We start from the raw sequence: 14139 nt of genomic DNA on the forward strand, positions 1-14139 counted from the left end.
ACCGTATTTTTAATTTGTTACTTAAAACTGGCCAAAAAATGAAAACCTATCATTTAGAAATAAATGATGTAGACGATTTCATACCCGCCCTGGCTGAAAAGTTTGATATTGAGTATTCTGAACACATAGGAGAATTCTCTCTCATCATTCCCGATAAGGTTGGAGACGGAAATATTAGAGGAATTAATTTCCCTAATGGAATTGGACTCTATACATATCATCTTACCTTCAGGGAAAATATTGCAATGAGAATTTCCCATCCAGCTATTAAACCCATCCGCTTTATTTATTGTACCAATGGAGAACTGCAAAGTAGCTTTAACGATGATGAAGAAGCTAAAAATATCGAAAGTCATCAGTATTTAATAGCGGCACCTGAAAGTAACGAAACTCAGAACTTCTATTTTAAAAAAGATGTGGAGGTTATTTTATGCTATCTCGAAATAGACCGGTTAAAATTTCAGCAATATTTCTCTTTCGATCTTCATGAACTGGAACCTATATTCTACAAACTTTTCAGCGATATAAAAGCTAATGACCGTATTTGCAAGACGGGAAGCATTAGCCTGAAAACTGCAGAAATAATTAAGGAGATCAAGAATTGTGATCTTACAGGTTTTCCACGAATAAATTTTATTGGAGCAAAATCACTGGAGATCTTAAGTTTTATGCTAAACCGTTTTAAGAAACAGGATCAAAAAATTCAGGAGAGAGTACTCAGAGAGAAGGACAGAAAAGCGGTGCAAGCTGCAGTAGATTATCTGGACTCCAACATAGCGCAATCCTGTACCGTAAATGAACTCGCACAAATTGCAGGCGTAAATACCAATAAGTTACAGGAAGGCTTCCAGCGTATGTATGGAAAAACTGTAAATGAATATATCAGGGACATCCGCCTTACCAAAGCTTTGGATATGCTATCATCCGGAAATAAAAATGTGAGTGAAGTGGTATATGAACTTGGATTATCAAGCAGAAGTTATTTCTCGAAGATCTTTAAAGAAAAATACGGCGTCTCTCCAAGAAAGGTCCTTGCTGCCAAAGAGCTTCCCAGAGAAAAAAGCTAGCTAGACTCTGGTACCACGAGAGGTTTTCTTTTTAAATAATCATCTAAACTTAGTATCTTCAAACGCTATTTGAAACCATCAATATGAACAAAAAATTAAAAAATGGGTTGAGCATAATTGCTTTAACCGCTATTATAGGCTACTCTAATGGCCAGGAAAAAGAAACAATATCTATGGAAAATCCTTTACTACAGGAATGGACGGGACCTTATGAAGGGGTTCCACAGTTTGATAAAATGCAGGTGGATCTGATTAAACCGGCAATTAGAAAAGGAATGGAGCTGCATTTAGCCGAAATTGAGCGAATTACCAACAATCCTGAGAAAGCTACTTTTGAAAATACCATTGTTCCCATGGAACTTGCCGGGAAGGAATTAGAACGTGCTTTTACTTATTATGGCATTTATAGCAGTAATATGTCTTCGCCTGAATTCAGGGCTGTTCAAAAAGAACTGGCTCCTGAAATTTCAGAATTTTCATCAAAGATTAATCAGAATGAGAAACTTTTTCAGCGAATAAAAACGGTGTATGAACAGTCTCAAAAACAAGCTTTTGAACCTGCTAAGCAAAGGGTGATCGAACTCGTATATGAAGATTTTGCCATGCAGGGCGCCAACCTAAATTCTGAAGATAAAAAACGTTACGCTGCGATCAATAAACAACTATCAGAATTATACACCTCCTTTTCCAGCAATGTGCTTGCCGACGAGGAAAATTATGTAACCTACCTAACAAAAGAACAATTAGGGGGCCTGCCGGAATCGTATATTAAATCTGCAGCAGCAGCTGCCGAGGCCCGAGGTGAAAATGGCAAGTATGCGATTACAAATACCAGGTCTTCTATGGATCCTTTCCTTACCTATTCTACAGAACGGGAATTAAGAGAGAAGGTGTGGAAAAAATACTATTCCCGGGGAGATAACAATGACGAATTTGATAACAAAGAGATCATCTCCAAAATATTAAAATTAAGAGATGAGAGGGTGGAATTACTTGGTTATGAAAATTATGCGGAATGGAGATTACAAAACCGTATGGCTAAAAATCCCGGAAATGCCATGGACCTTATGATGAAGGTTTGGCCCGCAGCACTGGCAAGAGTTAAGGAAGAGGTTGCAGACATGCAAAAAGTAGCCAAGCAAGAAGGTGCAGATATCGAAATCAAACCTTGGGATTACAGGTTTTATGCGGAGAAAGTACGTAAAGAAAAATATGATCTGAACAGTGAAGAAGTAAAACAATATCTGGAATTAGGGAATCTTACTCAGGCACTCTTCTTTACTGCCGAAGAACTTTTTAATTTTAGTTTCACTCTGGTTGCAGAAGGCTCTGTACCAGTATTCCATGAGGATGTGAAGGTTTGGGAAATATCAGATAAAGACTCCGGAGAGATTATAGGTTTATGGTATCTTGATCCATATGCCCGTCAGGGAAAAAGATCGGGAGCCTGGGCTACGACCTATAGAGGATATACCAAGCTTACGGGTGAAAAACCGGTGCTTGCCTCTAACAACTCAAACTTTATCAAACCGGCTCCTGGCGAACCGGTATTGATATCCTGGGATGATGCAGAAACGTTTTTTCATGAATTTGGCCATGCCTTACATTTCCTTTCAGCTAATGTTGAATATCCAACTTTAAATGGAGGGGTAAGAGATTATACCGAATTCCAATCCCAGCTCCTGGAGCGTTGGCTGTCTACAGATAAGGTTATCAATCAATTCCTGAGACATCACGAAACCAACGAGGTGATCCCGGAATCATTGGTTAAAAAGATAAAGAAAGCTGCCACTTTTAATCAGGGTTTTGCGACCACTGAATTTTTAGCTTCGGCAATTATGGATATGAAATACCATACAACCGATCCTGAAAAGATTAACATGGAAAGTTTCGAGAAGGAAACTTTAAAAGAACTTAACATGCCCGAGGAGATCGTAATGCGTCATCGCACCCCACATTTTGGACATATATTCTCAGGTGAAGGCTATGCCGCGGGTTATTATGGCTACTTATGGGCAGATGTGTTAACGTCAGATGCTGCGGAGGCTTTTGCTGAAGCTGAAGGTGGATTTTATGATAAGGAGCTTGCACATAAACTGGTTAAATATCTTTTCGCACCAAGAAATGCTATGGACCCGGCTGAAGCTTACAGAAAATTTAGAGGAAGGGATGCCAGCATCGATGCGTTGATGAAAGACCGTGGCTTTCCTGTACCTTCAGAAAAGAAGTAATAGTCATAAATAAATTTATCATCTGAATGCCCCGCCATGTGCGGGGCATTTTTTATTTTCAGCCCCATGTACAAACATTTTAAGATCTATAAACCTTACGGTTATTTAAGTCAGTTTATCACCAACCAGAAAAAAGGCGGGAAGCACAAACTATTAGGGGAACTTGGAAATTTTCCAGCCGAAACCATGGCCGTGGGCAGACTGGATAAAGATTCAGAAGGGCTTTTGCTTTTAACCACCAATGGTAAACTAAGCGCAAAGATAACCGCGGGAAATAGCGAAAAAGAATATTATGTGCAGGTAGATGGCCAAATTACTGAAGCTGCTTTAGAAAAGCTGAATTCTGGTGTGGACATAAGTATTAACGGTGAAACTTACAGAACACGTGACTGTGTCTCCAGAATCCTTGAAACACCACCTGTTTTCCCTGCAAGAGCAAAAAAAATACGGGATGAAAGGCACGGCCCAACATCCTGGGTTAGTATAACGCTGACCGAAGGTAAATTTCGACAGGTAAAAAAAATGACTGCTGCTGTTGGTTTCCCTACATTACGTTTGGTTAGAGTACGAATTGGCAGGGAAACCTTAGAAAATATGCAAGCCGGAGAGGTGCAAGAACTTAAAGAAGTCGCTCTTTAATATCCTGCTGCTCCCCCATCATAACTTCTGGAATCTGCCGCTCCATAATATAAATTATTCTCGGCATCGATCATAATTCCCATGGCTCTCCCCTGAGAATCTCTGGAATCGGTTTCGTGTCCCATGCTTTTGTACAATTCCATCGTATCTGGTGAGAAGCCCCATTCTTCAAAAAAGGTTACATCTGGAAACCATTGGTGATGATATCTTGGTGACTCTATCGCTTTGGCTATATCCAGATCATAATCCACTACATTCAGAATTACAAGTAACACAGTATTAATGATCGTTCTTCCTCCCGGGGAACCAATTATAAGATAGGGTTTGTTGTCTTTGGTTAGTATAATTGGACTCATACTCGAAAGCATGCGTTTTTCTGGTTCGATCTGGTTTGGTAAGGTTCCAATCCTTCCTTGGCTATTTGTAAGCCCTGGAATAGCATTAAAATCGCCCATTTCATTATTCAGAAGAAAGCCTGCCCCCTCCACTACTATTTTCGAACCATATGAATGTTCCAAAGTATAGGTAATGGAAATCGCATTTCCATCCTTATCTATTACAGAAAAATGAGTGGTCTCGGGACTTTCATAAGCAAGATGAGCAGCATTAAATCTTGTAGAATCACTAACGGAAGCTTTTTTAAGCTCAATGGTCTTCCTTAATTCTTCAGCATATTCTTTTGAAGTTAACTTATCCAATGGCATATCCGGATTAAAGTTGGGATCTCCTAAAAATTGAGCTCTGTCTGCAAAGGCTCTTCTCATTGCTTCCGTAATGAGATGAATACTGGAGGCTGAATTATGGCCTTCTTCTTTTAGATTAAAACCTTCCAGGATATTCAGCATTTCAACTATCGCTACTCCCCCTGAACTTGGAGGCGGCATCCCTATTACTTCCAGCCCACGGTAATTACCTTTTATAGGTTCTACCTCTTCAGCTTCATAAACTTCAAGATCTTTTTTTGTGATCAAGCCATCATGCGCTTTCATAAAATCGGCTATAAGCTGCGCTGTTTTTCCCTTATAGAATCCTTCAGGGCCTTTATCCCTGATCCTTTTTAAAGTTTCAGCCAGATCATTCTGCACCAATATATCTCCTCGCTTAAGCGGAGTACCATCTTTTTTCAGAAAAACTTTGGCTGTAGAACTATATTCTTCCTTATTGTCAAAAACCCATTGAGAAAAATCGGCTAATCCGTGACTCACGGCAAAGCCGGATTGGGCAATTTTAATCGCCGGTTCCACTAATTTGGCCCATTCTAATTTTCCATATTTCTGGTGCGCTTTATAAAGTCCGGCAACAGTTCCCGGTACTCCCACAGAAAGTACTCCTTCGTGATTAGCGTTATCTTTAATTTTTCCGTCTTCACCCAGATACATTTCTCTGGTGGCAGCTAAGGGAGCTTTTTCTCTAAAATTAAAAGCGGTAGCATCTGCATTCGCCGGATGATAGACCATAAAACCACCACCACCAATATTTCCGGCAGAAGGTAATGTTACGGCTAGTCCAAAAGCCGTGGCCACCGTTGCATCCATGGCATTCCCTCCCTGCTTTAAAATATCTCTTCCTATTTCAGATGCCAGATAATGGCTACTTACCACCATCCCATTTTCTGCAGGAGTGGGGATTCTTCCCCCCTGTGCTAAAACGCCAAGAGAAATAAAACAAAGTACTAAAGTGTAAAAGCCGGTTAGAAATTTCTTATAAGCCATGTTCTATAATATTTAAAAAGCCCAACTAAATTGGGCTATTAATAATTTACGTGTTCTAATTTAAATGCCTTTTCAAAAAGATCAAAAGTTTCCTTTGCCTTTTTAACGGCAGACTCTATTTCCTTGCCGGAAAATTCCCGGTTGCGCAAAAATTTTAAATAATTATTCCACTCTTTGATGTTGGTTCTATTTGCATTAAAAAATTGTTGTTCCGGAAGCGTTTTTAAAGAGTCACAAAAGGATACCTCTTTTCCTATTATCATTCCACCCATAGCCGAGCCTTCCAACACGTAAGCCGCTCCAATGGCTTCAGCTTTATTTTCGCACTGAAACTTTAAGGGTGTTTCGGTTACATTAACCCTTAAAACTTCCAGATCCTTCTTCAGCTTTAAGTATTTGTTTGAAGCCTGTTCCGGAAGAAACTTTTTCACTTCTTTTTCACAGGCAGCGTAGGCAGCATAATTTTGAAAAAGCAGGCGCTTATATTCTTCAAGCGATATGGAGTGATCCATAATCTTATTGGCAAGATTATCTTTTTCTAAGGCTTTATGCTGTTCGCTCGTTGCGTTCCTTAAATTCTCAAGCATTGTCTTCGGAAACATTAAATCTGCTAATTGCTTCTCTAATTTTTTCAATGTTCTGCCTTTGCTCTTTATCATCGGCATTCATCTTTTCCAGGAAGCTATGAATCTTATTTACAGTGATCTTATTATCTCTTATCTTCTCTCTTAATTCATCTTTGGAAATAAGATTAAAAACCACTTTTTTAAGTAGTGGCTCCAGTTTTTCATAAAGATAATTCATATGCTTCTTGAGAATATAACCGGATGCTCCATTTAAGATGGTATGCGCAGCCAACTCTTCGTCGTGAATGGTTCCCGTAATAAATATGAAGGCGATGGTTTCATCAAACTCTTTTACAAGATTAAGAATATCAAGCCCCGTACAGGTAGGCAGATTATAATCTGAAAGCACTACATCTGGCGCAAAACTCACCAGTAATTCCTTACAGTCAAGAAGATTATCTGTGGTTTTAATAACCGGCTCCTTTACAATCTTGCTGATCTGCCTCTTTATGAGATAAATATCAGACTGATTATCTTCAACCAGAAGGATATTTAATTTTTTATTGATCATTCTGTTACGTATAAAAAACGAAAGTAACCTAAACTGAATAATTAACCAATCCAGAAAAGTTAAACATAGAAAAAGAAGGTGGAGCCTTTACCCAATTCACTTTCTGCCCAGATATCACCTTCATGTTTTTCCAGGATCTTCTTGACAAGGGCCAATCCAATTCCGGTTCCCTTATAATCGTTTCCTGAAAATCTCGAAAAAAGATTGAAGATCTCCTCCTTGTATTTCGGATCAAATCCAATCCCGTTATCCTTAATATAATAAACAGTTTTCCTATCCTTGATTACACTTCCTATTTCAAGTTTTGGTGAGGCTGTATTCTCACTATACTTAAGCGCATTGGCGATCAAATTCGCCCAAACCTGGGTTAACATGCGCTTATCACCCAGCATACTGGGGATGTGATCTTCAATTATAATTTTAGTTTTAGGATAATTGACCGCAATATTGAACTGGGTTAGAATGTCCATAATTAAGGTATTGGTCACCAAACAAGATTTTACCATCTCCTTGGTAGACAAGCCGGCAAAAGAGAGAACATTGTCTATGATATCCTTCATTTTCTCTGTAGATGCAAGGATGGAATCTACGGCCATTCTTCCTTTCTGTTCAAGATCTACATAATGGTCTTCTTTCAGAATATGTGCATATCCACTAACACCTCGCAAAGGTGCATTCAGGTCATGAGAAAGACCCTGACTAAAAAGTTTAAGCTCATTATGAGCCTCCAGAAGTTTTTTATTTAGTTTATCAATTTCAGCCTTCTGATTTTTAAGGATCACATAATTAATACTTTCGCTTAAAGATGTCGCTCCTTTGATCTCAAAATCATTCCAGACATTGGATACACCCCTTAGTTTTTCGGTCCACTTTTCAAAAGATTTCCGCGGAGAAAGCCGTTTTTTATCTTCATTGTAATAAGCCTTATTGTTTGGATTCCCTCCCCAACTTACATTCTTTACCACTTCACTTCTAAACCAGATAAGGTAATTATCATTGTTATCACCAAGGCGAACACTTAAAATTCCCGTAGCCACATTTTCAAATCTGGCAGCATCGGGATAAACCTGAGGTAATTGATTGGAAAAGAATACTGATTCTTTCTTTTTAGAGAGAAAATCAGCGATCAGGTCTTTAATCAGGGCATCATCGGGAACTTCACCTATACCTTTTATATTTTCATTTAATATTAGTGCAGCACCGTTACAATCAATAAAATCTGTAAGTTTTAAAGCTGACTCAAAAAGACCGTTTTCTATACTATCACTGCGATAAACCTGTTGCAGCAATTCAGTTTTAAGAATTTCCTTTTTCTGAATGTTTTCCAGATAATTCTCTGAATTTTTTAAGGTAAGTTCATTAGAGAAAATACCAACCAAAAATTCACAGGTCTGGCGCTGATAAAAATCAACGAGTTTAGACTGGGAATGATGACAGGTAATCAAGCCCCATAATTTTCCATTACTGATCAAAGCAGCGGTCATACTCGCGCCCACATTCATATTTTGGAGATATTCTATATGAATTGGTGAGACACCGCGCAATTGAGAATTGGTGAGATCCAAAGGAGAATGTGGTGTATTGGAGAGCAGCTTAACGGGTTTATAATTAACATCAGAAATTACCCTAACCTTATTCTTATAAAACAGCTCCCGTGCTTGCTTTGGAATATCACTCGCCGGGTAATTAAGACCCAGAAAGCTTTCCATATTCTCCTTCTTTGCTTCAGCCACAACCTGACCGTTCCATTCTTCGTCAAATTTATAGATCATCACCCGGTCGTAACCAAAAATAGATCTGGTGATATCTACCGCTTCACTGCAAAGTTCGTTAATAGTGCCGGCTGAGCCTAGCTTCTTTAAAAGAGTGGTTAGCTCAACCTGAATGTCGTAATTACTGGATTTTTTATCGTATTGCTCAAAATCAAGCAAAAGTTTATCATTGGATAAATGCGGAACTACAATAATTGGTTTCCCGTTCAAAATAAGATCTGCTGTTTCTAAAACAGCTTTTTCAGAAATACCATTTTTGTATTTATTCCACAGGTCTTCTCCAATTAATCTGCTAATCTTTTGATTGAGTAAAGATTGAGCATTGTAACCTAAAACAGCTTCGGTATTTTCACTAGCATGAGTAATATTACCATCTTTATCGCAAGCTATCACCGCACCATGTGGTTGCGTAACTCCTATTATATGGATGGGTTCTTTTTCACATTTACTTAGATCTAAACTTTTAGGAGACCCACTTTTTATTAGCATTCTTTTACCTCGCTTTTAATTTAAAATAAAAGGTACTTCCCACACCTTCCTGAGAATCTACCCAAATGGTCCCCTCATGTAACAGAACAATCTTCTCTACATGAGCCAGGCCTACTCCGGTTCCTTCCTGGTCATCATTCCCCTGCACACGGTTAAAGATGGTAAAAATGTTCTTTTGATCTTCCTTGGAGATCCCCATCCCATTATCCATAACGGAGAATACCCAATATGACTTTTCCTTATAGGCAGAAATCCTTATTTCAGGATCCTTGTCTTTTGGGCCATATTTTATGGCATTGCTTATTAAATTTTGGAACAACAGCCGGAGTTCTACCTCAAATCCCATCAGTTTAGGTAAAGAACCTATATGGATTTTGGCATTATTATCCTTAATGCTTTTGCCAAGATCATATTTTACAACCTCAACCACTTCTCTGGTATCCACCAGCACCTTGGTTCCATTCTTACCAATTCTGGAATGTTCCAGCAATGCTCGGATTTGAGAGGAAAGCCGGTTTGAAGCATCTTTTATATACTTAATATAGTTTTCACCCTTCTCATCCAGTTGTTTTGAATACATTTTTCCTAATACATCACTACCAAATTTTATGGTAGCCAGCGGTTCCTGAAGGTCATGGGAGCAAATAGACACGAATTGTTCGAGGTCACGGTTAGCCCTTTCCAGATCTCGCTTTTGTTCCTGAAGTTTACGCTCTGCCGCTTTTAAAGCTGAAATATCCACGCAGGTATAAATGATGCTTATCAAGTTATTGTTTTCATCTTTCTCTGCCGTGGCATTTAGTATCACCGGAAGAATCTTTCCTGTTTTGGTGGTCATATCCTTTTCCAGATTTATGATCTCTCCAGATTCTTTTAAAGCGGGTTTCAACTGGATGGCCGAGACTCCAGAATCTTTATCAAAGACTTCCATGATCGATTTCCCAACCAGGTTTTCCTTTTCCAGATACCCCAGTTTCTCAACTGCCTTTTTATTACATTCAATAATCTCAGCCGATTTTGGATCTACGGTTAAGTGAAGAACCGGATCATCTTCATAGAAGGATCTGAAACGTTTTTCACTCGCCGCCAGTTTTTCCTTGGATTTTTGGATAGTTTCAATGTCAATAAATGAAATTACTACTCCGTCAATTATATTATCGGTATTCATATAAGGAGAGATTCTTTGCAGATAATTCCTCCCTTCCCTGGAAATAATGTGTTTTTCTAAAGTTTTACCTTTTTCCAGTACCCTTTTGCAACGATCTACAAAATTTCGCTTTCGGGTAAGTCCAAAACTGTTTATAAAATTATCAATCGGTCTACCAATATCTCCGTTCAACAAGCTAAAATGCTTTTTAATAGCCGGAGTAAATTTTCGGATATTAAAATCAGAATCAAGGAAAATTACTCCAATATCTGTACTCTTCAGGAGGTTATTCATATCTGCATTCAATGCCGCCAGATCGTCCATTTTTTGAACATTCTCCGCATTTACCGTATTGATCTCCTCGTTTACACTCTGGAGCTCTTCATTGGTACTTTGCAATTCTTCATTAGATGCAAGAAGTTCCTCGTTCGCCGCCTGCAATTCCTCATTACTGGTTTCAATCTCTTCCAGCGAAGTTTGAAGGTCTTCTTTGGTTTTTCGCAGTTCGTCCTCAAGATTTGAAACATAAGCCTTGGTCTGGCTGGAAGGACTAAGTTTTTCTACTTCTTCTATATTATCCAGATCAACATCTTTTTCCAAAAACGTGATAATATAATTTGTTTCACCTTCTAGGCTATGATCATTAAAAGGTTTGATAATAATATCAACCCCTAAAGTACCCTTCTCATTTTGAATTATAAGATCTTTTACAGCAACAGACTCACCTTTTTCCTGAGCTTTTCTAAAGCTAGACTGGATCGAATATTTAAGATCTTCATCCAACATTTCCAACAAATTAATAGAGAATCCCTTTTGTGGAAGGTTCGCATATTTCCTGAATTCTCCAACTGCATGCAATATGTTATAATCTGAATCTACAAAAACTGATGCTCCTCCAAATTGTTCCAAAATGGTTTTATTGAGTTCATTTTGCAGTTTTTGTTTAATGGGATTAGACTGACTGCGTTGAGCCCTTCGTTCTTTATTATCCCTTACTTTCTGAAGCTGTATTGTCTTATTTTCAATTCTGGACGTAGACCCAACACCATTTTCGAGTTTGGTACTTAAATTCTTGTTCCGGTATATTTTCCATCTTCGGCTTACCTCTTTAAAATGTTCCTTTACGCTGCTAACAGTTTCACTGGTTCCCAATACCAGAATTCCATTTTTCTTAAGGGCATAGTGTAACATGCTCATTGCCCTTTTTTGAATACTATTCTGAAAATAGATCAGCAGGTTTCGGCACACCACCATGTCCATATTACTAAATGGCGGATTCTTTATAATATTATGATTAGAGAAGATCACAGATCTTCTAAGTTTATCTGAAACCTGATATCCGGTTGGTTTACTAATAAAATATTTTACCAGAAGTTCTTTAGGGATGTCTGCAACTATACTTTCAGGATAGAAGCCTTTACCTCCAATGTCTAAATGAGGCTGGGAAATATCTGTTGCGAAGATCTTTATTTCCAGATTTCTTTTCTGGTTTTCAATTTCTTCATGAAGACACATCGCTATAGTATAAGCTTCTTCTCCGGTACTACTTCCAACATCCCATACCTTTAATGTTTCTCCATCCTTTTTCGCAGAGATCATCTTTGGGAAAACTTCTTCACGAAGAATCTCCCATACCTTTTCATCCCTAAAGAATTTAGTAACTCCAATTAGAAATTCACTGTAAAGAATTTCTACTTCTCCTTCTTCACTAATAAGGTATTTGTAATATTCTTTTAGGTCTTTACATTTACATACGTTCACCCTTCTGGCTATTCTCCTGGCCAGTGTGGCAAACTTGTATTCCCTAAAATCCAATCCTGATTTCTCATCGACATAACTTAAAATGTCATTCAGGTCAGATTCATTTAGATTTATGTCGCCATTCTCTAATTGCAATATTGAAGGCGTTGAGATAAACTCCCGTAACTCACCTCCCATTTCCTCCACCGGAAGAATATAATCAACAAGGCTGGTATTTATGGCACTAATAGGCATGCCGTCAAATTTTGCTTCTTTGGGATCCTGCACCATTACCATCCCATCATGCTCCTTTATCGCTCTTATCCCTCGAGTTCCATCGCTTCCTGTTCCACTTAGAATTACCCCAATAGCAGATTCTTTCCGACTTTTCGCCATGGATGTAAAGAACAGATCAATTGGTAAATTTAACGTTTGATTTTTTGGCTTATTTTGTAAAACCAGCCGGTCCTCATCCAAAATCAGATTATTCACCGGAGGGATTAAATAAACATGCCCGGGTTCCACCTGCATTTGATCCTCGATTTGGAGAATAGGTAATTTGGTACTTTTACTCAGCAATTCTCCCATCATACTCTTATAATCTGGAGACAAATGCTGTATTACCACATAGGCATTCTTATCATCTGCATCGATATTTTTAAAAAAGGCTTTGAGGGCTTCCAATCCTCCGGCACTGGCACCAACTGCAATGATTCTTGTATAGTTTCTTCTGTCCTCTTTTACAGAGGCGGATGGAGAGCTTTCTTTAGTACTTTTCATCAATTTAACTAGTAGCTTTTTATAAAATAATCACAAGGATTACGGCAATTTGTAATTATATAAAAAATTCCCAAGAAGCAGTAATCTTTATCAAACATTTAATATCTCAAACAAAAGGGATTTATTGACAGTTTCGTGCAGCTTTTTATAGAAACTTTAACCTGTTATTTTTTAAAATACCCGCCAACAGGGTCTTCGGAATAAGTAGTAAAATTTCCTGACATAATAACAGGATATTGACAAAACTGCAAAATGTTAAAGCAGTTGGAAATAAATAACATTATTTTAAGATTTCCAGATTTCGGAGTTTTCAACCCCTTTTTTTTTATTGTGAGATATACAACAGGCTACACTTTGCTTTAGGAATCTAAAAATTATAAGTTAAGTAAATTATCGAATTCGCAAGCATTCCGAAGAAATCACCTACTATTCTTAAAGGATTTTATCATTTTTTTAAATAAAAATCTCAATAATAGCGATTATATTATGTCGGGTGACCATGCTTTGAAAGATCTTTTTAAGAGTATCGCATGGTATTTGTCCATTAATAAGCAAGATTCATTGACATACAGTCAATATATATGAACCTAAAATTATAAAATGAAAACATTAGTTATCGGTGCTGGAAATATGGGATTAACCTATGCAGAGGGAATGGCAAAATCGCCCATGCTCAATCGCAAGAATCTTATGATTTTTGATAAATCTGCAGATGTTGTTGTTCGTCTAAGCAAACTTGATCACTTTGACGTTTATGAAAAACTTGAAGATTGTTTGCCACAGGCAGACCTTGTATTTGTTGCGGTTAAACCATATCACTGTGAAGAACTATTTGAAGAAATGAAACCAATGGTCAATAATGAGCAAATTTTTGTCTCACTAATGGCCGGAATTACTATAGGAAAAATACAGGACGCCCTGGGAGTACAAAAAGTTGTGCGTTCCATGCCTAATCTACCTGCACAGGTTGGAAAAGGAGTTACCTCTTACACAGAATCTGATCAGGTATCCCGCGTAGAATTATTAATGGTAAGAAATTTACTCGATACAACGGGAGAATCCATACATGTAGATAATGAGAATTATATCGATGCATCCACCGGGATTTCAGGGAGTGGTCCTGCATATGTATTCTATTTTATGAATTCTATGCTGGAAGCAGCTTTGAAAATGGGCTTTTCAGAAAACGATTCCAAAGTACTGGTTAGTCAAACCTTTGAAGGAGCCGTTGAGTTATTCAATAGAAATGACCTGTCACCAGACACCTGGATGGAGCGTGTAGCTTCCAAAGGTGGAACCACTCGTGCTGCCCTTGACTCCATGGACGATAATAATGTAAAGGAACTTATAAAGGATGCAGCTTACGCCGCTTTTGACCGTGCTGTAGAACTTGGAAAAGAAGATAAGTAGAACTAAACCAAATTT

9 protein-coding genes are annotated in these 14139 nt (G+C 38.1%); 4 read left to right on the forward strand and 5 right to left on the reverse strand.

Features of this window, described 5'->3' with window-relative positions; translation table 11 throughout:
* Window positions 1-38: 38 nt before the first annotated feature.
* The 3 genes from ACNKXV_RS00235 (at window position 39) to ACNKXV_RS00245 (ending at window position 3937) form a co-directional block, all read left to right on the forward strand.
* Entirely contained in the window at window positions 39-1067 is a 1029-nt protein-coding gene (locus ACNKXV_RS00235; RefSeq protein ID WP_417905688.1) for a helix-turn-helix transcriptional regulator, read from the forward strand.
* A gap of 83 nt (window positions 1068-1150) precedes the next feature.
* Window positions 1151-3298, forward strand: coding sequence for a M3 family metallopeptidase (locus tag ACNKXV_RS00240; RefSeq protein WP_417905689.1), 2148 nt, complete (start codon window positions 1151-1153; stop codon window positions 3296-3298).
* A gap of 66 nt (window positions 3299-3364) precedes the next feature.
* Complete coding sequence (locus ACNKXV_RS00245; protein WP_417905690.1) at window positions 3365-3937, forward strand: pseudouridine synthase; 573 nt, start codon at window positions 3365-3367, stop codon at window positions 3935-3937.
* Here ACNKXV_RS00245 and ggt read toward each other — a convergent pair.
* Genes ggt through ACNKXV_RS00270 form a run of 5 tightly spaced genes read right to left on the reverse strand, consistent with a single transcriptional unit; the run spans window position 3934 to window position 12714 of the window.
* The gene (gene ggt / locus ACNKXV_RS00250; protein ID WP_417905691.1) at window positions 3934-5649 is read right to left on the reverse strand and encodes a gamma-glutamyltransferase; all 1716 of its coding nucleotides are present in this window, start codon (window positions 5647-5649) and stop codon (window positions 3934-3936) included. The two genes, ACNKXV_RS00245 and ggt, sit on opposite strands and share 4 nt — an antisense overlap.
* Before the next feature lie 38 nt (window positions 5650-5687).
* A complete protein-coding gene (locus ACNKXV_RS00255; RefSeq protein WP_417905692.1) occupies window positions 5688-6251 on the reverse strand; it encodes a biliverdin-producing heme oxygenase in 564 nt (187 codons plus the stop codon).
* A complete protein-coding gene (locus tag ACNKXV_RS00260; protein ID WP_417905693.1) occupies window positions 6229-6786 on the reverse strand; it encodes a response regulator in 558 nt (185 codons plus the stop codon). Before ACNKXV_RS00260 ends, ACNKXV_RS00255 begins: the two co-directional genes overlap by 23 nt.
* A 59-nt stretch (window positions 6787-6845) precedes the next feature.
* On the reverse strand, window positions 6846-9047 hold the full coding sequence (locus tag ACNKXV_RS00265) for an ATP-binding protein (protein ID WP_417905694.1): 2202 nt from the start codon (window positions 9045-9047) through the stop codon (window positions 6846-6848).
* Window positions 9048-9051: 4 nt separating this feature from the next.
* On the reverse strand, window positions 9052-12714 hold the full coding sequence (locus tag ACNKXV_RS00270) for a CheR family methyltransferase (protein ID WP_417905695.1): 3663 nt from the start codon (window positions 12712-12714) through the stop codon (window positions 9052-9054).
* A 600-nt stretch (window positions 12715-13314) separates the two neighbouring features.
* Here ACNKXV_RS00270 and proC point away from each other — a divergent pair.
* Window positions 13315-14124, forward strand: a complete 810-nt coding sequence (gene proC / locus ACNKXV_RS00275; protein ID WP_417905696.1) for a pyrroline-5-carboxylate reductase — start codon at window positions 13315-13317, stop codon at window positions 14122-14124.
* Window positions 14125-14139 lie beyond the last annotated feature (15 nt).

It is taken from the genome of Christiangramia aquimixticola, from assembly GCF_048285835.1.
GTDB classification, from domain to species: domain Bacteria; phylum Bacteroidota; class Bacteroidia; order Flavobacteriales; family Flavobacteriaceae; genus Christiangramia; species Christiangramia aquimixticola.